This is a genomic window from Streptomyces sp. NBC_01622 (assembly GCF_045209635.1).
In the GTDB taxonomy this organism is placed as follows: Bacteria; Actinomycetota; Actinomycetes; order Streptomycetales; family Streptomycetaceae; genus Streptomyces.
Map to the genome: position 1 here is coordinate 4,724,744 of NZ_CP109293.1, position 21,040 is coordinate 4,745,783.

The 21,040-nt window shown below is 71.6% G+C and carries 16 protein-coding genes; 7 read left to right on the forward strand and 9 right to left on the reverse strand.

Annotated features, from left to right (window positions below; translation table 11 throughout):
* Window positions 1–117 precede the first annotated feature (117 nt).
* Complete coding sequence (locus OH768_RS21175) at window positions 118–2,691, reverse strand: ABC transporter permease (RefSeq protein ID WP_406455838.1); 2,574 nt, start codon at window positions 2,689–2,691, stop codon at window positions 118–120.
* Window positions 2,688–3,476, reverse strand: coding sequence for an ABC transporter ATP-binding protein (locus OH768_RS21180; RefSeq protein WP_033284318.1), 789 nt, complete (start codon window positions 3,474–3,476; stop codon window positions 2,688–2,690). The genes OH768_RS21175 and OH768_RS21180 overlap by 4 nt, the downstream gene beginning before the upstream one ends.
* A gap of 440 nt (window positions 3,477–3,916) precedes the next feature.
* Here OH768_RS21180 and OH768_RS21185 point away from each other — a divergent pair, with 440 nt between their 5' ends.
* Entirely contained in the window at window positions 3,917–5,407 is a 1,491-nt protein-coding gene (locus OH768_RS21185; protein WP_406465383.1) for an MFS transporter, read from the forward strand.
* Between the two features lie 21 nt (window positions 5,408–5,428).
* Here OH768_RS21185 and OH768_RS21190 read toward each other — a convergent pair whose 3' ends face one another.
* From OH768_RS21190 to OH768_RS21200, 3 genes are read right to left on the reverse strand one after another with little or no spacing between them, the layout of a single operon-like run.
* The gene (locus tag OH768_RS21190; RefSeq protein WP_406455840.1) at window positions 5,429–6,589 is read right to left on the reverse strand and encodes an oxygenase MpaB family protein; all 1,161 of its coding nucleotides are present in this window, start codon (window positions 6,587–6,589) and stop codon (window positions 5,429–5,431) included.
* Between the two features lie 40 nt (window positions 6,590–6,629).
* A complete protein-coding gene (locus OH768_RS21195) occupies window positions 6,630–7,685 on the reverse strand; it encodes a polyprenyl synthetase family protein (RefSeq protein ID WP_406455842.1) in 1,056 nt (351 codons plus the stop codon).
* On the reverse strand, window positions 7,675–7,980 hold the full coding sequence (locus OH768_RS21200) for a polyprenyl synthetase (RefSeq protein WP_406455844.1): 306 nt from the start codon (window positions 7,978–7,980) through the stop codon (window positions 7,675–7,677). Before OH768_RS21200 ends, OH768_RS21195 begins: the two co-directional genes overlap by 11 nt.
* Before the next feature lie 380 nt (window positions 7,981–8,360).
* Between OH768_RS21200 and OH768_RS21205 the strand changes: the two genes are divergently transcribed.
* The 4 genes from OH768_RS21205 (at window position 8,361) to OH768_RS21220 (ending at window position 12,911) form a co-directional block, all read left to right on the forward strand.
* Window positions 8,361–8,840, forward strand: coding sequence for a DUF485 domain-containing protein (locus OH768_RS21205; protein WP_406455846.1), 480 nt, complete (start codon window positions 8,361–8,363; stop codon window positions 8,838–8,840).
* The gene (locus OH768_RS21210; RefSeq protein WP_406455848.1) at window positions 8,837–10,453 is read left to right on the forward strand and encodes a cation acetate symporter; all 1,617 of its coding nucleotides are present in this window, start codon (window positions 8,837–8,839) and stop codon (window positions 10,451–10,453) included. Before OH768_RS21205 ends, OH768_RS21210 begins: the two co-directional genes overlap by 4 nt.
* Window positions 10,454–10,626: 173 nt before the next feature.
* Window positions 10,627–12,336, forward strand: a complete 1,710-nt coding sequence (locus OH768_RS21215; RefSeq protein ID WP_406455850.1) for a PHP domain-containing protein — start codon at window positions 10,627–10,629, stop codon at window positions 12,334–12,336.
* Window positions 12,333–12,911, forward strand: a complete 579-nt coding sequence (locus OH768_RS21220) for a hypothetical protein (RefSeq protein ID WP_406455852.1) — start codon at window positions 12,333–12,335, stop codon at window positions 12,909–12,911. The genes OH768_RS21215 and OH768_RS21220 overlap by 4 nt, the downstream gene beginning before the upstream one ends.
* A 119-nt stretch (window positions 12,912–13,030) precedes the next feature.
* On the opposite strand, the gene OH768_RS21225 is transcribed toward OH768_RS21220, so the two are convergent.
* From OH768_RS21225 to OH768_RS21235, 3 genes are all read right to left on the reverse strand, one after another.
* Window positions 13,031–13,918 (reverse strand): DivIVA domain-containing protein, encoded by an 888-nt coding sequence (locus OH768_RS21225; protein ID WP_406455854.1) that lies wholly within the window; start codon window positions 13,916–13,918, stop codon window positions 13,031–13,033.
* A gap of 184 nt (window positions 13,919–14,102) precedes the next feature.
* The gene (locus tag OH768_RS21230; protein WP_406455856.1) at window positions 14,103–16,976 is read right to left on the reverse strand and encodes an SUKH-4 family immunity protein; all 2,874 of its coding nucleotides are present in this window, start codon (window positions 16,974–16,976) and stop codon (window positions 14,103–14,105) included.
* Window positions 16,977–16,984: 8 nt separating this feature from the next.
* Entirely contained in the window at window positions 16,985–17,983 is a 999-nt protein-coding gene (locus OH768_RS21235; protein ID WP_406455858.1) for an SMI1/KNR4 family protein, read from the reverse strand.
* Between the two features lie 338 nt (window positions 17,984–18,321).
* On the opposite strand from OH768_RS21235, the gene OH768_RS21240 reads away from it, so the two are divergent.
* A complete protein-coding gene (locus OH768_RS21240) occupies window positions 18,322–18,861 on the forward strand; it encodes a YwqJ-related putative deaminase (RefSeq protein ID WP_406455860.1) in 540 nt (179 codons plus the stop codon).
* A gap of 77 nt (window positions 18,862–18,938) precedes the next feature.
* Window positions 18,939–19,433, forward strand: a complete 495-nt coding sequence (locus OH768_RS21245; RefSeq protein ID WP_406455862.1) for an SUKH-3 domain-containing protein — start codon at window positions 18,939–18,941, stop codon at window positions 19,431–19,433.
* A 248-nt stretch (window positions 19,434–19,681) separates the two neighbouring features.
* On the opposite strand, the gene OH768_RS21250 is transcribed toward OH768_RS21245, so the two are convergent.
* Entirely contained in the window at window positions 19,682–21,001 is a 1,320-nt protein-coding gene (locus tag OH768_RS21250; RefSeq protein WP_406455864.1) for a sensor histidine kinase, read from the reverse strand.
* Window positions 21,002–21,040: the final 39 nt, after the last annotated feature.

A 21,040-nucleotide genomic window follows, 5' to 3' on the forward strand; every position in this document is an offset into this window, starting at 1 on the left:
CCCACCCACCACCCGTTTACCGCCAACCGAAAAGTCACCCTCAACAGACAACGAACAAACCCGGCGCCGAGAAGTCCCCCGTGACTTCTCGGCGCCGGGTTCCCCCGTGGGCGGTGGCTATTCGGTGGCGATCGCGTTGAGGACGTTCATCCGGCCCGCCCGGAACGCCGGGATCAGGGCGGCGAACAGGCCCACGAAGGCCGAGCCGACGAAGACGGCGATGATCGTGCCCCAGGGGATCTCCAGGACCTTCAGGCCCTCCAGGGCGAGGAGCTGCTGGGCGGTCGCGCCCCAGCCCATCCCCAGGCCCAGGCCGAGCAGCGCTCCGAAGAGGGCGATCACGACCGACTCCATGCGGATCATGCGGCGGAGCTGGCGGCGGGACATGCCGATCGCTCGCATGAGGCCGATCTCGCGGGTCCGCTCGACGACCGACAGGGCGAGGGTGTTCACCACACCCAGGACGGCCACGATGATCGCGAGGGCGAGCAAGCCGTAGACCATGTTCAGGAGCTGGCCGATCTGGTCCTTCAGTTCCTGCTTGTAGTCGGTCTGGTCGCGCACCTGGTACTGCGGATAAGGCTCCATGGCCTTCTTCAGGGCCGCGTACGCCTGCTTCTCCTGGCCGTCCTTGGCCTTGGCGAACATGATCTCGTTCGGCGGGATCTTGTTCGCGGGGAGGTACTTCTGCATCGTCGCGATGCTGGTGTAGCGGGCGCCCTGGTCGATGGCGACGTCGTCGTCCGTGATGGCCGCGACCTTGAGCTTCGCCGTGGAGCCGCCCTTGAAGGCGACGCCGATGGTGTCGCCGACGTGGACGCCGTGCTTCTTGGCGTACTTGGAGCCGACCGACATCGCGTTGGTGCCGTAGGCGGCGGACAGTTCGCCGGCCGTGGTGGCGCGGCGCAGGTCCTGGGCGTAGGACGGGTCGGCGGCGGTGATGCCGTCGGTGTCCTTCTGGCCGTCGGGCGAGGTGAGGGTGGCGTCGAGGTCCTTGTAGCGGGTGACGTGGACGAGGTCGGGTGCCTGTTCCATCGCCTTCTCCGCCTGCGGGACGATCCGCTGGTTGCCCTGGACGATGAAGTCGGCGCCGACGGACTTGTCCAACTCACTTGTCGCCGAGGCGACCATCGAGGAGCCGACCACCGAGAGGCAGGCGACCAGCGCGAGGCCGATCATCAGGGCCGCACCCGTAGCACCCGTACGCCTCGGGTTGCGGAGCGCGTTGCGCTCGGCCAGGCGCCCCACGGGCCCGAAGGCCCGCAGCAGGACCACGCTGATCACCCGGACGACACCGTTGGCCAGCAGCGGGCCGATGATGACGAAGCCGATCAGTGAGAGCACGACACCCGCGCCGAGGACCAGCGAACCGTCCGTCGCCTTCTTCGCGGTGGCCGCCGCGAACAGCGCGGCGACACCGGCGCCCGTCAGCACCAGGCCGATCAGGCCGCGTACCCAGCCGGCCTTGCCGTCGGCCGGCGTACCGGCGTCGCGCAGCGCGGCCATCGGGGAGACCTTGCCGGCCCGGCGGGCCGGGAGATAGGCGGCGAGGATGGTGACGATCACGCCGAGAAGCAGGCCGAGCACCGGGGTGGTCCACTTCACCGTCAGGTCCCGGGTCGACAGGTCCATGCCCGCCGCGCTCATCAGCTTCATCAGGCCCACGGCGATGCCGACTCCGGCGCCGACACCGAGGACCGAGCCGACGATCCCGAGCAGGGTCGCCTCGACCAGCACCGAACGGTTGACCTGGCCACGGGACGAACCGACCGCCCGCATCAGGCCGATCTCGCGGGTCCGTTGGGCGACCAGCATCGAGAAGGTGTTGATGATCAGGAAGATGCCCACCAGGAACGCGATCCCGGCGAAGCCGAGCATGGCGTACTTGATGACGTTCATGAACTGGCCGACGCCCTGACGGTTCTCGTCGGCGTTCTCCTTGGCCGTCTGGATCTTGTACGTCCCCGTCGACGCGAGGGTCTGCGCCACGTTCTGCTTGAGCCGCGCGTCGGTCACACCGCTCGCGGCGGTGACGCCGATCTGGGTGAACCGGCCGGTGGCGCCCAGGAGTTCGCGCTGCGCGGTGGCGGTGTCGAAGTAGACGACGGCCGCACCGGGGTTGGTCACCTTGAAGGTGGCGATGCCGACGATCCTCGCGGTGAAGTCGCCGGACTGCGAGATGGTGCGCAGCGAGTCGCCCAGCTTCAGGTGGTGCTTGTCGGCGGTGTCGGCGTCGACCATGGTCTCGGTCGGTCCGCGCGGGGCGTGTCCGGAGGTGATCTCCATCGAACGCAGGTCGTTCTTCGTCCAGTTGCCCGCGATGGTGGGCGCGCCGGTCGACGATCCCATGTTCTTGTTGGCGCTGTTGACGACGGTCACGTTCATCGAACTGACGGCGCCCTCAACAGACTTGACGCCCTGGGCCTTCGCGGTCAGCGCCAGCACCGAGGCCGGCAGCGACTCGGGCAGTCCGTTCTGCGGGGTGCCGCCGTCGGCCTTGGCCGCCTTCGGCAGGACCGTCACGTCGGACGCGGTGGCCGCGAAGAGTTTGTCGAACGTCGTGTTCATCGTGTCGGTGAACACCAGCGTGCCGCAGACGAACGCCACCGACAGCAGCACGGCTATCGCGGAGAGCGCCATCCGCCCTTTGTGCGCGAAGAAGTTGCGCATCGAGGTCTTGAGGACGGTCATGACGTGCGCCCCCGCGCGTCGAAGTCCTTCATGCGGTCGAGGACGGTGTCGGCGGTCGGCTTGAACATCTCGTCGACGATCCGGCCGTCCGCGAGATACAGCACACGGTCCGCGTACGAGGCGGCCACCGGGTCGTGCGTGACCATCACGATGGTCTGGCCGAGGTCGTCGACGGAGCGGCGCAGGAAGCCCAACACCTCTGCTCCCGCACGGGAGTCGAGGTTTCCGGTCGGCTCGTCACCGAAGATGATCTCGGGCCGGGCCGCCAACGCCCGTGCCACGGCGACGCGTTGCTGCTGGCCGCCGGAGAGCTGGTTGGGCCGGTGCTTGAGCCGGCTCGACAGCCCGACGGTCTCCACGACCTGCGCCAGCCACCCCTTGTCGGGCTTGCGGCCGGCTATGTCCATGGGGAGGGTGATGTTCTCCAGCGCGTTCAGCGTCGGCAGCAGGTTGTACGCCTGGAAGATGAACCCGATCCGGTCCCGGCGCAGTTGGGTGAGCTTCTTGTCCTTGAGGCCGGTGATCTCGGTCTCGTCCAGGTAGATCTGCCCGGAGGTCACGGTGTCGAGCCCGGCGAGGCAGTGCATGAGCGTGGACTTGCCGGAACCCGAGGGGCCCATGATCGCGGTGAACTGGCCGCGGGCGATGTCCACGTCGACATGGTCGAGGGCGACGACGCGGGTCTCCCCGGCCCCGTACGCCTTGACGACCTGCCGCGCTCGCGCGGCAACGGCCGTACGCCCTCCAGTGCCCCCGTGCCTGGGAATGGTCACAGCCGATGTCACGGTATGTCTCCTAAGTCGGTCGGCGAACGAGCGTGCCGGTGTCCGGTCGATGTGTTTCAACTGGTTACGACGATGAGTCTGGCTGCGGGAGGGGGTCCGGCGCGCTGGTGCTCAGCGCAGTCTTTCCCGGGGGAAAACCCCACCCTCCGCGGTTCGGTCTGCCGCCCCCCAGCGGCATAAAGCCAGGTTAAGGACGACCCCGGGCCCTTCTCCTCCTCCGCCGGGACGAACCGTCCCCGGGCCGTAGTGGGGAGGCACCCCTAGGGGCTCTCCACCGTCGGGTGGAGTCGATCTCGGGGTCCGGTCCACCCACCGGCCCGCTCAGCTTCCACCCTGCCGCTACGTGAGGCTCAAGTGGGAAGCTGGTGCGCGGCAGATAGGTGCAAGGGGAAAGGAATCCTGTGGACCAGGGGGACAGGGACACCGACAGCGACACCGAGATACGACCCGAGGCGGCCGAGCAGCCCACGCCGGCCCCTCCCGACCGGCGCCGGGGCGCCGTCGTAGCGGCCCTCATGCTCGCGATGGCGCTGGCCGCCCTCGACTCCACCATCGTCTCCACGGCCGTACCGCAGATCGTCGGCGACCTCGGCGGCTTCTCCGTCTTCTCCTGGCTGTTCTCCGGCTATCTGCTGGCCGTGACGGTCACCCTGCCCGTCTACGGCAAGCTCTCCGACACCTTCGGCCGCAAGCCGGTGCTGATCACGGGCGCGGCGGTCTTCCTCGCCGGTTCGCTGCTGTGCTCGGTGGCCTGGAGCATGGGCGCGCTGATCGCGTTCCGCGTCGTACAGGGCCTGGGCGGCGGGGCGTTGCAGGGCACGGTCCAGACGCTGGCCGCCGACCTGTACCCGCTCAAGGAACGCCCGAAGATCCAGTCCAAGCTCTCCACGGTGTGGGCGGTGTCGGCGGTCGCGGGTCCCGGTGTGGGCGGACTGCTCGCCGCGTACGCCGGCTGGCGCTGGATCTTCCTCGTCAACCTCCCTGTCGGAGCAGTGGCGTTGTGGCTGATCGTCCGCCACCTCCACGAGCCGCAACGCGCCCGCACCTCCCGCCCGCGCGTCGACTGGGCGGGCGCGCTGGCCGTGTTCGCCTGCGGAGGTGTCCTGATCACGGCACTCGTGCAGGGCGGGGTGGCCTGGCCCTGGCTGTCGGCCCCCTCAATCGCCTTGTTCGGCACGGGACTTGCGCTGGCCGGAGTCGTCGTCGCGATCGAACGCCGGGCGGCGGAACCGATCATCCCCGGGTGGGTGTGGCGGCGCCGTACGATCGCGGCCGTCAACCTGGCTCTGGGCGCACTGGGGTTGCTCATGGTGGCGCCGAGCGTGTTCCTGCCGACGTACGCCCAGTCGGTGCTGGGCCTGGCCCCGGTGGCGGCCGGATTCGTGCTCTCCGTATGGACGTTGAGCTGGCCGGTGTCGGCGGCACTCAGCCAGCACGTGTACCGGCGGATCGGTTTCCGCAACACCGCGATGCTCGGGATCGGGACGGCGACGCTGATCCTGTTCGCGTTCCCGTTCCTGCCGTATCCGGGCGCGGCCTGGCAGCCGATGGCGCTGATGCTGCTGCTCGGCGCGGCCCTGGGACTCTTCCAACTGCCGCTGATCGTAGGGGTGCAGTCCACGGTCGGGTGGGAGGAGCGGGGCGTGACGACCGCGTCCGTCCTGTTCTGCCGCCAGACCGGGCAGACGATCGGGGCGTCAGTGTTCGGGGCCGTGGCCAACGGCGTGTTGGCGTCCCGGTTGGGCGGGGCGAGCGATCTGGACTCGGTGACGCGGGGGTTGGACGGGGGTGCGGTGCCGGAAGCCACGCGGCGGGCGATCGCGGATGCGGTGCATGCGGTGTATGTCGGGGCGGGGTGTGCGGCGGGGGTGGCGTTTCTGGTGCTGCTGTTCTTGGCGCCTCGGCGGTTTCCGGTGCTCAAGGAGCAGTGAGGGCCGCCGGCCCGGCACGGCTCAGGAGACCGTGGCGGCGGGTGGGGTCCAACGGCCCTTCCGGGTAACCGTGTTGGAGACGCCGTAGTCCTTCTTGAGCTGTTCGGGGATGGCGTAGTGCATGACGCGTCCGCGGGTGAGGGAGGACAGTTCCAGGACGCTGGTGAGGTGGCCGAGGCGGTCCAGGGCCCAGGCGCCGAGCGGGGAGTGGTCCTCGATGGTCTCCAGGACGCCGAGGAGGTGTGGCACGGACTTGACGACGGTGTCCCACGGCGTGCGCGGCACCTGGAGCCAGTCTGCGCAGGTGTCGCCGACGAGATGGCGGATGAGGGCGGAGACGATCGGGTCGAAGAAGGTGCCGGGCACGACCTCCTCGTAGAGGTCGATGAGTTGGCGGGTCAGTAGCGCGCCCTCCTCGGACGGCCCCATGTGCCGGACCATGTACAGGTCGAGGAACTGGCGTGCCTCCTCAAGCGACTTGGGGACGGCGTCCTGGTCGACGCCGAGCATGGCGCCGACCACGCGCCAGGCGTAGTAGTAGGCCTCCGCGCCCTCCGTCGACATGTGGATGCCAAGGCGGTGCAGGCTGTCCAGCACGAGCAGCGAGAAGAACATCTGCCCGCCGATCATGTCCTCCTGGCAGATCGGTGTCCCCAACTCTCCCGCGTCCCAACGGTTTTCGCGGGCCAGGTGGTGGCGGATCGAGGCGTGCAGGAGGCGGACCTTCTGTGCGGCGGGGATGAAGCGGCTGCCGGCCTCGAAGGCGTCGGGCCGCATCAGGTAGACGGTGAACTGGCCCGTCTCCGCCATCCGTTTGGAGGGGTACTTCAGTCCGTGGGCGGCCGACAGGAGCTTCGCCACGGGAGGGACGACGTAGCAGGCGGGCATGGAGGCGAAGGACAGGGCGGTGGAGATGTGCACGTTGTTGTCGATGAAGAACAGCCGGGCCTTCTCCATCTCGCTCCAGTCGACCCAACTCGGCGGCGCGCTCGTGGCGTTGAGGTAGTCCCGGGCCACATCGGGCAGGCTGTCCGGCAGCGGGGCGCCCGCGACGGAGACGTAGCGCATGAGGGTGTTGAACTGGCCCACCTCCCCGCGGTCGAACAGGGCGGCGACGGTGGCGTCGGCGAGTTCGTCACCGGCTTCGCGCAGGCCGTCCATCGATGTCTCGGTGTACGTCACAGGGGGCTCCTCGTCGTTCACGGGTCAGGGCGTTCACGGGTCAGGAGTGGCGGACCGCCGCCGTGTGCGCCAGCGCGACCAGCGCTGCTTCGGCGGGGGCGGGAACATCCAGCTCGTGGAGAGCGTCGAGCGCCTCCTCCACCCGGGCGGTGATCATGCCCTCGACGCGGTCTGGCGCCTTCAGCCGGCGCATCACCTCACGCACCGCGTGCAGTCCCGCCCCGTCCGGGTCGCGGCGGCCCAGCAGGGCCCGCAGTTGCTCCCGGTCCTCGGCACCGGCTACCCGCCAGGTCTCGGCCAGGAGGGCCGTGGGGCGGTGGCCGCGCAGGTCGTCGGCGTTGGCCTTGCCGGTGTGTTCCTGGTTCCCGAACAGTCCGAGGACGTCGTCCCGCAACTGGAACGCCTCGCCCAGCGGCAGCCCGTACGCCGAGTAGCCCTCGCGCAGCCGTCCGCCGGCCCCGGCGAGGGCGCCACCGATCAACAGGGGTTGTTCCACCGTGTACTTGGCGGTCTTGTAGCGGATCACCTTCAGGGACGCGGCGGTGTCCGGCTCGGTCCCGGTCCGCAGGATCTCCAGGCACTCGCCCGCGATCAACTCCCTTGCCAGCACCGACCACAGCGGTCGGGCACGGGCGAGATAGGCCGCCGGCAGACCGCTGGTGGTGAACAGCTGCCCGGCCATGCCCATCAGCAGGTCTCCCACCAGCATGGCGAGGGACCTGGCCGCCGCGACGGCCCGCGGACGGCGGCGTACGGCACCGCGCAGCGCGATGTGCGCGGTGGGCCGCCCGTGCCGGAGCGGGCTGTCGTCGATGAGATCGTCGTGTACGACGGCTGCGGCATGCACCAGCTCCATCGAGGCCGCCGCCCGCACCAGCGCGTCGCTGTCGGGCTGCCCCACCGCGCGCCAGCCCCAGTAACAGAACGCCGCCCGCAGCCGCTTGCCGTCCGCGACCGCGGCCTCCAGCTGCCCGGCGACCGGCCCCAGCACCGGGTCGATCTCCGCGAACCGCTGGGCCTCCTCCGCCACGAACCGCTGGAGCACCCGGTCCACGCGGTCCTTGAAGACGGCCGGCTCCCACCGGTCAGACGTCATCGGTGGCGGCCTGCCGGGCGAGGGCGTGCCGGGCGAGGGTCTCCAGATGCGCCGGAGGCAGGGCCGTGTACCGGTCCAGCACCAGACGCCCGCGCGCCGTCAGATCCCGCTCGACGTCCGCCGCCAGCTCCGCGGCGTCCGAACGGCGCAGCAGCCCCCGTAACGCCCCCCATGCCGAACCCACGGCCGACCCCACCGTGGTCACCGCCAGCTCGGCCAGACCGGCCGCCAGCAGGACCGCCCGCTCGTCCAGGCCTTCGTACCGGCCGTCTTGTCGTTCCGCCGCTCGCGTCATACCGCTCCCCACCCACAGTGCGTCCGGGCGGCGCCGGTCACCCGCCCTCCTGTCAGGATCGCGACAGATCAGGCACGGAAGAGGCGGAACTCACGATCGGGTGATCACTTCGCTCGACCGTGCGGATCACGGTCGCCACCGGGGGAGTCTCGGGTCGCCGCGACGATCAGGTGCGCGATCCGGCGGACCGCGCGGTGGGGGTCCGCGTCTCCCGGCCAACACCCGAGGTCAGCCCCCCGTTGACACCGCAAGCGCATACCAACCGCCCAGTTCGGCGAAAAGCACCCACACCCCCCAACCGGCGAGTAACATACGTGACCCGCTCCGCCCAACTCCCTGCGGTCCGCCGCCACGGACCCGAGCCACGCAAGGAGCACGGGATGTCCTACGACCCGTACCCTCCGCATGATTCATCCGCCCCGCACGACCCGTACGACCCGTACCCCCCTCGTAGTTCGCACGCCCCGCACGACCCGTCCCCGCCCCGCCTCACCTACCCCTGGCAGCCACCCCCGCCCCCACCCGAACGCCGCCGTCCGCCCCGTCGTCCCGCCCTCGGCAACCACCGTGATCTGCGCGTCCTGCGCGGTGCGTACCGGCGGCAGCGGCGCGTGGCGTCGCTCACCGCACTCGGCTACTTCTGCCTGTTCCTGACCCTGTCCGCGTTCGCGCCCCCGCTGATGTCGAGCACCGTCGTCGCAGGCGTGCCCACCGGGCTGCTGCTCGCGCTGGCCCAACTGCCCGTCACCTGGCTGGCGATAGCGCTCTACGAGCACACGGCCCGGCGGCGCGTGGACCCTCTCGCGGACCGCATCCGCAAGCAGGCCGAACTGGACGCCAGACGGGAGGCGGCACGATGACCGGGTTCCGCGACTCCGCGTCGCAGACCATGTCGCTCGTCGCCTTCACCACCGTCGCCACCCTCACGCTCCTGCTGTGCGTGATGACCGGGCCCGACCGCGACGACCTCGACGAGTTCTACACGGGGTACGGCTCCCTCTCGCCACTGCGCAACGGCCTTGCCATAGCGGGTGATTACATCTCCGCGGCGAGTGTGCTGGGCACGGGCGGGGTGATCGCCCTGTACGGCTACGACGGGGTGGTGCTGGCGCTGAGCACGGCGCTGTCGCTGATGCTGCTGATGTTCCTGCTGGCCGAACCGCTGCGCAACGCGGGGCGGTTCACGATGGGCGACGCGTTCGCCCGCAGGATGCCGGGGCGGGCCGTGCGGATGGTCACGTGCGCGGTGACCATCACGGCGCTGATGCCGCTGATGCTGGTCCAACTCGCCGGCGCGGGGCAGTTGTTGGCGTTCATCCTCGGGTTCTCCGGCGAGTCCCTGCAGACCGGCTGCATCATCGGCCTGGGGATGCTGATGATCAGCTACGCGGCGATCGGCGGTATGAAGGGCACCGCCCTCATCCAGATCCTGAAGATCGTGATGCTGATCGGGTCGGGGGCCGTGATCGCCGTACTCGTACTGCACCGTTTTCACTGGGACTTGGGGCTGTTCTTCGATACGGCCGCGCGGCGGAGCGGGGTCGGAACGGCCTTTCTGCACTCGGGACTTGAGTTCGCGGGCGGGCCGAGTCCCCGGCTGGACATGATCAGTTCGCAGTTGACCGTCGTCCTCGGGGGCGCCTGCCTCCCGCACATCACGATGCGCATGTACACCGCGTCGAGCGCCCGGCAGGTGCGGCGGTCGATGTCGTGGGCGGTGTCGAGCGTGGCGCTGTTCGTGGTGATCGTGACGGTGGTCGGGTTCGGTGCCACGGCGCTGCTCGGGCGGGCGGCGATCGCGCGGGCCGACCCGCAGGGCAACACGGCGTATCTGCTGGGCTCGCGGGCGGTGTTCGGGGCGGACGTGTCGACGGCGGAGACTCTGCTGTTCACCGCCGTCACCACGGCCGTGTTCCTGACCCTGCTCGCCTCGGTCGCCGGGATGATCCTCGCCTGCGCCAACTCCCTTGCCCACGACGTCTTCGCGGCCCGCGTGGAGGAGATGCCGGTCCGCCGGGAGATGACGCTGGCCCGCTACTCGGCGCTGGCGGTGGGCGTTCCGGCGATCGTGCTGGCGACGCTGGTCCAGCACCGGGGCCTGCAGCCCCTGGTCACCCTGTCTTTCTGCCTGGGCGCCTCGGCCATAGCGCCCGCCCTCGTCTACAGCCTCTTCTGGCGCCGCTACACGCGAACGGGCCTGCTCGGCACGCTCATTGGCGGCACGCTCGGCGTGCTGCTGCTGATGCCGGGCACCAATCTGGTCTCCGGCTCGCCGGCCGCCGCCTTCCCGGGCGCCGACTTCAACTGGTTCCCGTTCACGACCACCGGGCTCGTCACCATCCCGCTCGGCTTCGCCTGCGGCTGGCTCGGCACGGTCGCCTCGGGACGGAAGAAGGAGGAGGAACAGCGCAGGCGGTACGAGGCGATGGAGGGCTGGATCCTGGCGGGCGCGGTACGCAGGGGCGAAGGATGACCAGTACGCGGGGGCGAAGGATGACCGACGGAAAAGACCCGCATGACCGGTGTCATAGCCGTGCATGACTCGTTCTTTGCCACACCACCACCTCGACTCCCGCTGTTCACCGCTCCTTTCCAGACTCTGCACGTCCGAGCGTGAAGGTCCCTGCATTTCAGCGGGAGTTGAACATGAGCCACGGCCACAGTCACGGCGACCACGGTCACCACCACCATCACCACCAGGGGGACGGGGACGCCACCTCGCTGCCGCCCGCCCTCGACACCTCTGTCCCCGACGAGGAGTTGACGCCCAGTCAGCTGTCGCGGCGGGGCATGCTGCGCCGAACCGGACTGCTGGGCGCTGGACTCGCGGCGGGCAGCGTGCTCGCCGGCGCGGGGGAGGCAGCCGCGTCGGTGCAGCAGAGCACGGCCAAGTCGTCGAAGGGCAACGGCGGTTACCTGTGGCTGGCCGGTGACCACCACATCCACACGCAGTACAGCAGCGACGCCAAGTACCGCGTCATCGACCACGTACGCCAGGCCAACGCGCACGGCCTGGACTGGATGGTCATCACCGACCACGGCAGCGTCACGCACGCCAAGATCGGTGTGGAGAAGGTCAATCCGGACATCGTCGACGCCCGCGACAAGACCGACGACACCCTCGTCTTCCAGGGCCTGGAGTGGAACATCCCGGGCGCCGAGCACGGCACGGTGTTCGTGCACCCCGGCTCCAACGAGGTCGCCGTACTGAAGGAGTTCGAGAACTCCTTCGACGGCAGCGTGAAGAACGCGAGCGGCAACTCCCCCGCCAACGAGGCCCTCGCCATCGCGGGCGTCAACTTCCTCGCCGACCAGGTCCGCCGCCGCAAGGTCAAGGACGCGCTCTTCCTCGCCAACCACCCGGCGCGCAAGGGCATCGACTCCCCGCACGAGATCCGCGGCTGGCGCGACGCGCAGCCCTCGATCGCGGTCGGCATGGAGGGCGCCCCCGGTCACCAGGCGGGCGGCATCCCGAAGCCGAACGGCCCGGGCGGCGGACGCGGCATCTACGACGGCAGCCCGAGCGCCGACTCCTTCCCCGGTTACCCGCTGGAGAGTTACCGCACCTGGGGCGGGTTCGACTGGATGACGGCCACGGTGGGCGGCCTGTGGGACAGCCTCCTCGCCGAGGGCAAGCCCTGGTGGATCACCGCCAACTCCGACTCCCACAACGTGTACGCGGACACCGCCGTACGCGGCCCGGGGGGCGACTTCAACGCCAACGGCCGCTACGAGGACCCCGTTTACGGCACCGGCATCAGCCTCACCGACACCGACTTCTGGCCCGGCCAGTACTCCCGCACGCACGTCGGCGCGGCCTCCTTCTCGTACAAGGCGGTCATGGACGGCATCCGCGCGGGCCGCGTCTGGGTCGACCACGGCGGCCTGATCAGCGGCCTCGACGCCCGTCTCTCGTCCGGTGGCCGCGAGGTCACCCTCGGCGGGGCGCTGCACGTCCGCCGCGGCGCCCAGGTCGACCTGGTCATCCGCATCAGCCTGTCCAACGGCCCCAACTGGGCGCAGTTCCAGCCCTCGTTGGCCCGCGTCGACGTCATCCAGGGCGATGTGAGCGGCCCGGCCAAGGACAAGGACGTGTTCTCCACCCCGGCGACGAAGGTCGTCAAGTCCTTCGAGGTGGACAAGTCCACCGGCACCGTCCGTCTCACGTACTCCCTCGGCCGCCTCGACAAGCCGGTCTACGTCCGCCTCCGCGGCACCGACGGCAACCGCTCCGCCGTGGGCGTGGGCGGCGCGGCCGTAGACCCCGTAGGCCCCGCGATGGACGTCCTCGGCGACGCCGACCCGTGGAAGGACCTCTGGTTCTACTCCAACCCGATGTGGGTCCTCCCCGCATGAGCACGTCCTACGACCCGTCCGGCGTCCACCCCGTCCTCGGGGTGGACGCCGGCACGACGACCCTCCGCGAGGCCGACCACCTGATCCGCGACCTGACGACCACCCTCGCGCTTCCGCCGGGGACGGTCGCCTGCACCCACCTGATCCGGACGGAGGCGCGCCGGGGGACGGCCGTGTCCCTGGAGTTGCCGGACGGCGCGTCGGCAGCGGACGCCTGGCGGCACCTCACGGAGTCCGAGGCTCCCCAGGGCGACCAGGAAGCCGCCGCCCAGGCAGCCGCCGAACACACCGCCCGTCGCTCGGGCCGGGCGGTCCTGTTCCCCGGCGCGGAACGCCTCACGGGGACGATCCCCCTGTCCGACCTCCTCACACTGTCGGCCATAGACCGGGTGATCGTGGTGGGCGCCACGTCGGGCGAGCCCCCGGCCCTCACAACACCCGTACACACTCAGGACCACGTACGACCCGAGTGGCGCGGGGGCGAGTTGGTACTGGCCTTGGTCCCGGCGGTGGGCAACACCCTGGCTCCGTTCGAGGTCCCCAACCCGACACCGTGCTGCGCAGACCATCCGTAACTTGGAACGCCGGGCAACTGTCCCCACTCAGGGGCGCGGAGCAGTGTCGATATGCGGCTCCGCCGCGTGGGCGCGACAAGCCCCCACCGGCCCGCGCACGACCACAACCGCGCCCCCCGTCACTCAGCCGTCGCCCGCCCGGTCAGCGCGGTCAAACTGCTCCGCACGTGATCCATATGCGCCTGCACGTCGTCCCACGTCTCTCCGTGCTCGCGCAGCACCCGTTCGGTATCCCGAGCGATGAGCTCCGCCCGCACCCGTGCATCCGCGATCACCTCGGCCGCCCGCTCCGCGGCCTCCTTCTGCCAGCGCCGGTCCGACAACTCGGCCTCGGCGTAAGCCTGTTCAGCCTCGGCCAGCGCGGCCTCCGCACGGGCCGCCCGCTCGGCGCACCGCGCGTCCACCGCGGCCAGCCGTTCCTCCGCGAAGCGCTCCGCCTCGGCCCACCGCTCGGCGTGCTCCCTGGCCTGCTCGCCCAGCATCCCGGCGGTGCGCTGCCGTACCTCGCGCAACGCGGCGAGCGCCTCCGTGCGCCCCTCCTTCACCTCGCGCCGGGCGCCGATCCGGAGGTCGTCGGCCTCGGCGCGGGCGACGAGGAGCCGCTGCCGGGCGCGTTCCTCCACCTCCGCGCGGAGCGCGTCCGCCTGTTCCCGTGCTTCTTGGAGTACGCCGGCGGCGCGTGCCTCGGCCCGCGCGACCTGTTCGCGCGCCGAACTCCGCGCGGACTCCCGTACGGCGGCGGCCTCCTCCTCGCCCAGCTGGAACAGCCGGCGCGCCCGCTCGCCGAGCGTCTCGTACGTCTGCGGGGCGAGCCGCGCCACTGTCTCCCGCAGCCGCTCGGCCTCCGCCTCCATGTCCCTGGCCAGTACGGTCAGCCGCGCGGCCCGCTCCCACGCGGCGTCCCGGTGCCGTGACAGCGCCGCCTCGTACGCGTCCACCTGGGCGGGGCGGTAGCCGCGCCCCCGTACTGCCACGAAGCCACGTGGCGACACCGATGCGCTGCTCATCCTGGAACCCCTCTCCACCCGACGGACACGAAATGATGATTTCGCGCACATCCTGATGTATCGGGCGTAAGGGTTCATAACGCGACACTCCGTGTGCAGGTCACGGGCATCACTCACGCAATAGGGGGCGGCCCCGGTCGTCCGACCGGGGCCGCCCCCTATCACTTCGCTCAGCGACCGGCTCCTACAGCAGCCCGTCCCACATCTGCTCCAGCAGCACCGACCACCAGCTCTCCGGCGAACCGAGCGCCGCCGGGTCCAGCGAGGCCAGCTGTGCCTGGAAGTCGACGGTCCAGCGGCCCGCCTGCTCCTGGTTGAGCCCGTACCGCAGTCGCCACATCCGGCCGAGCAGCGCCAGACAGCGCGCGAACTCGGGCAGCCCCGTGTTCACGAACTGCGGCGGTACGGAAGCACCGCCCGGCCCCGCCTCCACGGGCACCGCGACGATGTTCGCCGTGCCGTACTGGACGCAGATCGCCTTGCCGAAGTCGCTGCCCATGACGAGGTAGGAGCCCGCGTCGGCGGACGGCCGTACCCCGCGCTCCTGCGCGAGTTCGGCCAACGTCGGTACCGGGCGGCCCGGTTGGGCCTGCGCCCAGAAGAACGGGCCCATGTCCATCGGCAGCCCTGCCGCGACCAGCGTGTGCGCCACGACCGGCGGCACACCCTGCCGGGACACCGCCGCCTGCTCGAACCGGAACACTCCCGGCCCGAACGCGCCCGCCAGCTCCTGCGCGATCGCCTCCGGCGGGATCGGCGGCGTCGGCTGCACCGGCGGCAACGGCGCCCGCACCGGGGCGAGTCGGGCCGGTCCGTCCGCCACCTGGTGCAACTCGCCCTGGTGGGCGAGGAGTTCGCGCATCCCCTGCTGCCGGCTCGCGTGATCCGTGCCGTACGGCGCGATGCTGGCTATGCGGGCCTGGGGCCACTGTTCGCGGATCATCCGCGCGCAGTACGCGCCCGGCAGCTCGCAGGACTCCAACTCCGTGTGCAGTTCGAGGACTTGGTCCGGCGGGATGTTCATGCCGCGCAGCTCGTGGAAGATCTGCCACTCCGGGTGCGGCGTCCCCGGCGCGGACCGCCGGATCAGCTGCTGCTCGGAACCGTCCGGCGCGCGGTACCGCAACACGGCCTGATAGCCCGGTCCCACGGTCGGCTGCCCCTGCTGCGGATAGCCGTAGGCGGGCTGCTGCTGACCGGGGAACGGCTGACCGGGCCCGGGAGGCACGGGCGCCTGCTGCCCCGGGGGCGGCATCGCGCCGGGCGGCACGGCACCCGGCGGCATCAGCTGCGGCGGAGCCCCCGGAGGCATACCCGGGGCACCCAACGCACCGGGCGCGCCCGGGAATTGGGGCGCCGGAGGAGCGCCGGGTCCACCCGCCGGAGGCCCGGCAAGCATCGTCTCCGCGTGATGCACGGCACCGGGAGCACCGCCCTGGGAGGCGGAAGCGCCGGGGGTACCGGGGGTGTACGGCGGCGGTGGCGTGCCGGGGGCGCCAGGAGCACCCGGCGGCTGCGGGGCACCCGGCCCCGCGGGCCCACCCTGACCGGGGTCGGCGAACATCGTCGCGGCATGGTGAACCCCACCCGGAGGCGGACCCCCGGGAGTATTCGGCGCACCCGGCGCACCCGGAGCACCCGGACCGGCCAGCCCCTCCGGACCGAGCCCCGAAACCATCTGCGTCGGCACATACCCGCCCGCGGGCGGCGGAGGCGGCGGCCCGGCAGGCGCAGCGCCCGGTCGCGCGCCCGGCGTCCCCGGGGCACCCGGCGGAGGCGGCGGGTTCGAACCACCGCTCCGCGCCCGGCGCGGCGGAGGCGCCGCCTTGCTGGTGGCCGCGTCGGCGATGTCCCCGGCGTTGGGCGCGAGCGCCCGCCCCGGCGCACCGGGACTCCCAGGAGCGTGCGGCAGGTTGGCGGCACCGCCCGGCCCCTGGGGATACCCGTAGGCCGACGGGTCGGCCCCGGGCCCACCCTGCGGACCACCGGAGGGCGACGCGCCGGGAGCGCCAGGAGCACCCGGAGCACCGGGGCCACCCGCCCCCTGCGGGTACCCGTAAGCAGACGGACCCGCCCCGGGCCCACCCTGCGGACCACCGGGAGGCGGCGTACCGGGACCAATCGGAGCACCCGGCCCCTGCGGATACCCGTACGACGACGGAGGCGGCGCACCGCCGGAGCCACCGGAGCCACCGGAGCCGCCGGGTCCGCCGGGTCCGCCCCCCTGTCCCCGCGAACTCGCCGCTCCCCCACGGGCGTTGGCGTCCCCCAGCGCCGGTGCGACTGCCGTGGGCGGGAGTTGGCTGCCGCTGGACATCAACGCGGTCTCGGCGTCGGCCGGGGTCTCGTCCTCGCGCCGCTCACTCAGCGGCGGTGCGAACACGGTCGCGGGCAGCGGTACCGAACGGTCCTCGCCGGCGTCCGCGTTGGTGTCGGTCCCCGCCCACGGCGTCGCCCCGGCCGGCACACCGGGCGCACCCGGCGTCTCGGCGCCCCCACCGGCATCCGGCCAGGCGGAAGCGGCCGGCACCCCGGCCTGAGTCTCCGGCAGCGCACCCGAACGCGAACCCACCATCGGACCCGACGGCGAAGGCGGAGGCGAGCCCGAAGGTCCAACACCCGCGCCCGCAGCCGGAGTTCCAACCCCCGCACCGGAACTGGCCCCCGCCCCCCGCCGATCCTGAATCCCGATCTTGTCCGCCGCCTCCTGCAACCACTCCGGCGGACTCAGCAGGAACGACGTCTGGTTGAGGTCCACCCGGGCGGGAGCCGCCGGTACCGCGTCGGCGACCTCCTCGGGGCGGCCGTACTCCTCCTCGTAGCGTCGGATGACCTCGCCCACCGGCAGCGCGGGCCACAGCGTGGCCTCGCCGCTGTCGCGGGCGAGTACCAGCCGCTGCCCGCCGCCGTCGGAGCGCGGGCCGTCGGCGCGGTCCTCGGCCCAGGCCACGAAGCCGAGTTCGAACTCCCGCACCCGCACCTCGCGGTGCTGGTACGCGGGCACGTCCCCGTTGATCCATTCCTCGGCGCGCTCCTGCGCCTGTGCGAAGGTCACCATCGTTCCGCTCACTCCCCCACCGCGGCCGTCGAAGGCACCGGCACCGATCGTGCGAACCCGCCGTCCACCATCAGGTTCGCCACCGTCTCCAACTCCGGCGGATTTCCCGCGAGTCGGCCCAGGAACTGGTCGAAGTCGCCCCCGGCGGGCAGCAGCAGCCGCTCCACCCGGGTGGCCGGCGCCCAGGACGGGTCGACGTCGCGGGCGTCGTCGTAGGCGCAGAACCAGACCGAACCGAGCGCCTGGCCCTTCACCTTCACCGTGAGCAGGCCGCCCTGGACGAAGCCGACGGCCAGGTAGTCCTTGGTGAGGTGGTCGCGCAGGCATTTGTTGACGTAGACGAGGTCGTTGACGGCCGCCTCGTCGCGGACCGTGAAGAACGGCTGGTCGATCAGGAGGCCCAGCTCGGCGTCGAGCGCGGTGCCGATGGGCGCGCTCCCGCCGGCCGCCTTGAGGAACGAACGGTAGGCGCCCGGGAGTCGGTAGCCGAGGTCCTCCTCGACGCCCTGCACCTGCGCCTCGGTCACCGCGAGCGAGGACTTCGGCAGGCCGAAGTGCGCGGGGCGGGTCTCCTGGAGCGGGCGGGTGCCGCGCTTGTTGTGGTCGACGGCCGCCGTGGCGATCCCGCCGTGGTGGCGCAGCAGCGCCTTGACCTCGACGGGGACGAGTTCGAGGCGCCGGGTGCCGACCACGTGGTGCCAGGTCCAGCCGTGCGGGGTGGCGACCGCGGGCACGGTGTCCCACAGTTGGTGCCCGGCCGCCGCCAGTGCCGCGTTCGCCGACACGTAGTCGGTCAGGCGCAGTTCGTCGACCCCGAAGCCCTCCGGGGGATCGGCGATCTCCGCGGCCGCGCGCGCGTACGGCGAGAAGTCGGGGTAGCCGCGCTCGTCCATCCGCACCCCTCTCGGGTGACGGGCCGCCCGGACCGGGTCCGGGAAGTGCACGACCTGCCCGGCGTAGGCCGCGTTCGGTGGCGCGGCTTGTTGCCCGAGCCGACCTGTCGTCATGGCGGTTGCCCCCTGCGGCATTCAGTACGATTCACAGCAGGCGAATGTCCAACTCGCCCCACTGTGCCCCGTATCGACTGTCTCGTCTTCTTGACGTCTTCGTTCGACTGTCTCCACGCGTCGACCGCGTGGATCGCGGTGCGGACAGCCTATGCGGTATGGCGGCACGGGTCACCGGCAGCGGTCGTCGGCGCCCCTCACCGGACCTTCACTTCCGTGACCTGCCGTCACCCCGCCGTGACAGCCCGCCGAAGCCCTGGCGTGTCGGACCGCCCCAGCTTCCGCACCAGCCACGGCATTTGGCACTCTGAGACCCGCCGGGGGATGCTCGGGAGGGAATGACGATCATGAACGCGACGCAGACGGGACCGCACACCGGGGGGCACACCGGGCCTTCGGGCGACCCCAGGGTCGGCTGGAGCGCCGCCGAGGGACGGCACGCGCCGGTCCTCAGCCACCGCCGTGACGGCATACTTCCGACCGTCGCCGCCGCCCTCTCCGTACGCGGCGCGACCACCCTCACCGGCACCGCCGCCCGCGGTGACCAGCCACCCGCCCTGCACCCGCTCGTGCAGGACTTCCTGGACACCCTCACCAGCGCCCAGCGCGACCGGTTCACCGGCCGCTGCGCCGAGGCGATCCTCATCTCCCGCCACATCGCCGCCGCCGACGCCGAGCGCAGCAGGCGCGCCGCGCGCAAGCCGATGACCAACGGCGAGGCCCGCAAGACCCTCAAGCAGGCCAAGCTCACCGCCCGCCGCATCCGCGAGGACGGCGACCCCCTGCACGGCAGCTTCGCCGCCCCCTGCCGGGCCTGCGCGGCCCTCAGCGCCCACTTCGGCGTCCGCGTCGTGGACCCCGCGACGGAGAACGGCTGACACCCATCCCCCGCAGCACGGATCAGCACCACCGCACCTCAGCACCACCGTCCCTGACGCCGACGATCGAAGGGCAGATGCACGCCGACCGCCACTCCTCCACGCGCTTCTCCGTACCTGTGGACGCCGCCCTGCGCGCCGCCGGCTGGCAGCCCGGCCACTGGGACATAAAGCAGGCCGAGATCTGGGCGGACACCCTGCGCGAACACACCTCGCCCGCCGGCCACCGGCACGCCGTGTTCCCGGCGGCGGTCGAGGCCTGGGCCGAGTTCGGCGGCCTGCGTATCGCACCCACCGGCCCCGGCCGCCAGATCGCCCCCGCCGCACTGCACCTGGACCCGCTGCACGGCCTGCACATGGCCCGCACCCTCGGCGACCTGGGCCGCGCCCTGGACACCGACGTCAGCCCCCTCGGCGAGGAACCCGACACCCAGTCCCTGCTGGCCATCGATGCCGAGGGCCGCGTCTACTCCCTCGACCACACCGGCGACTGGTACTTGGGCCCCGACATCGACCAGGCCCTGACCGCCCTCGTCTCGGGCATAGAGCCGGTTCGGCTCACGGCGGGCTGACCCGCGACAAGCAGGCGGCAACCGGCTTCCACCACTGAGCCGAGCGGACGGCCAGGGGACCGGTGCCCACCCCAGGGCTGCCGCCACCCGCGTACGGCGCGAAGGTGACGTGTCGGGGGGTGTCCGCCCGCAGCGGTTGGCGCGTCAACACCACCGCATTCTCGAGTGACCGATTCCGCGCCGTTCCGAGGACGGACACCCCCCGACGCGGCACCGACCCACCACGACGGACCGGCGAACCACGCACCTCAAGCCGCCGGAATAACCGCCGAAACCCGAAACCCACCCGCATCCGTGGGCCCCGAAACAAACACCCCGCCCAGCGCGAGGACCCGCTCCCGCATGCCGACCAGGCCGTTGCCCCCGGACGGCAGACGTGCCGCCGAGGCGGACGCGGGCTCGGGCGGCGGTTCGTTCTCGACCTGCATCGCGATCTCCGACACCCGGTGCGCGAGCCGTACGTGCGTCTTCGCGCCGGCCGCGTGCTTGTGGACGTTCGTCAACGCCTCCTGCACCACCCGGTACGCGGTCTGCTCGATCTCCGCCGCGTACGACCGGGTCTCGCCCTCCACCGACAGGTCGACGGCCATTCCGGCCGCCGAGGACTGCCCGAGCAGCTCGTCCACGTCCGACAGACACGGCCCCTCGGCCCCGCCCTCGTCGTCCACGACCCGCGAGGCCGCCGCGGCGGCGGCCACCCCCACCGCGACCAGCGGCACGGCGGCCCGCTCCCGCGCACCCGTCCCGTCCCCGCTCCGCAGCACCCCGAGCATCTCCCGCAGCTCGGTGAGCGCCTGCCGCCCCATGTCCCCCACGAGCGCGGCGTTCTTGACGGCCTTCTCCGGATCCTTGCGCGCGACCGCCTGCAGGGCCGCCGCGTGCACGACCATCAGGCTCACCCGGTGCGCCACGACGTCGTGCATCTCCCGCGCGATCCGGGTCCGCTCCTCGCCCCGCGCCCACTCGGCCCGCTCCTCGGCCCGCTCCGCGAGGAGCTGCAACTCCCGCTCCAGGCTGTCCGCGCGCTCCCTGAGGCTCTCCATCAGGCGGCGCCGGGCGCCCACGTACATCCCGAGCAGCACGGGCGGCGCGGTCATCCCGACCGCGGTGGTGATGGAGGCGAACGGCACGAACCAGTCGCCGAGTTCCCAGGTGGTCCCGCGCTGCGTGTCCTGCCGTACCCGCACGAACATGACGATCAGCATGCCGAGGAAGGACATCCCGGCCAGCGACCCGATGATCCGGCGCGGCAGTTCGGACGCGGCGAGGGTGTAGAGGCCGACGATGCCCATCAGGTAGCCCATCTGGGCCGGAGTAATAGCTATGGACACCAGTACGACGGCGATCGGCCACTTCCGCCGCACGACCAACGTCGACCCGGCCAGCACGCCGAACACGACACCCACGGCCGCCGGAACCCCCGCGTCGTGCGCGAACCGGATCCCCTCCGCCCCGCACTCCGCCGCGGAGCCGGCGGCGAGCCCCACGTCCAGCACCGCACTACGCCACCTGGTCCACCACCACGGCCCTCCCCGGCCCGTGGTGTGCTCTTCCCCCGTCGTGGTCATGCCTCCAGCCTACGGGCGCCGGGGCCCGCTTTTCCGTCG

Bases quoted from the DNA above. Each gene is read 5' to 3' on its own strand.
- OH768_RS21175 (WP_406455838.1), bottom strand. From the start codon at position 2,691: ATGACCGTCCTCAAGACCTCGATGCGCAACTTCTTCGCGCACAAAGGG.
- OH768_RS21205 (WP_406455846.1), top strand. From the start codon at position 8,361: ATGTCCTACGACCCGTACCCTCCGCATGATTCATCCGCCCCGCACGAC.
- OH768_RS21200 (WP_406455844.1), bottom strand. From the start codon at position 7,980: ATGACGCGAGCGGCGGAACGACAAGACGGCCGGTACGAAGGCCTGGAC.
- OH768_RS21230 (WP_406455856.1), bottom strand. From the start codon at position 16,976: ATGGTGACCTTCGCACAGGCGCAGGAGCGCGCCGAGGAATGGATCAAC.
- OH768_RS21250 (WP_406455864.1), bottom strand. From the start codon at position 21,001: ATGACCACGACGGGGGAAGAGCACACCACGGGCCGGGGAGGGCCGTGG.
- OH768_RS21225 (WP_406455854.1), bottom strand. From the start codon at position 13,918: ATGAGCAGCGCATCGGTGTCGCCACGTGGCTTCGTGGCAGTACGGGGG.
- OH768_RS21240 (WP_406455860.1), top strand. From the start codon at position 18,322: ATGACGATCATGAACGCGACGCAGACGGGACCGCACACCGGGGGGCAC.
- OH768_RS21210 (WP_406455848.1), top strand. From the start codon at position 8,837: ATGACCGGGTTCCGCGACTCCGCGTCGCAGACCATGTCGCTCGTCGCC.
- OH768_RS21215 (WP_406455850.1), top strand. From the start codon at position 10,627: ATGAGCCACGGCCACAGTCACGGCGACCACGGTCACCACCACCATCAC.
- OH768_RS21235 (WP_406455858.1), bottom strand. From the start codon at position 17,983: ATGACGACAGGTCGGCTCGGGCAACAAGCCGCGCCACCGAACGCGGCC.
- OH768_RS21245 (WP_406455862.1), top strand. From the start codon at position 18,939: ATGCACGCCGACCGCCACTCCTCCACGCGCTTCTCCGTACCTGTGGAC.
- OH768_RS21220 (WP_406455852.1), top strand. From the start codon at position 12,333: ATGAGCACGTCCTACGACCCGTCCGGCGTCCACCCCGTCCTCGGGGTG.
- OH768_RS21195 (WP_406455842.1), bottom strand. From the start codon at position 7,685: ATGACGTCTGACCGGTGGGAGCCGGCCGTCTTCAAGGACCGCGTGGAC.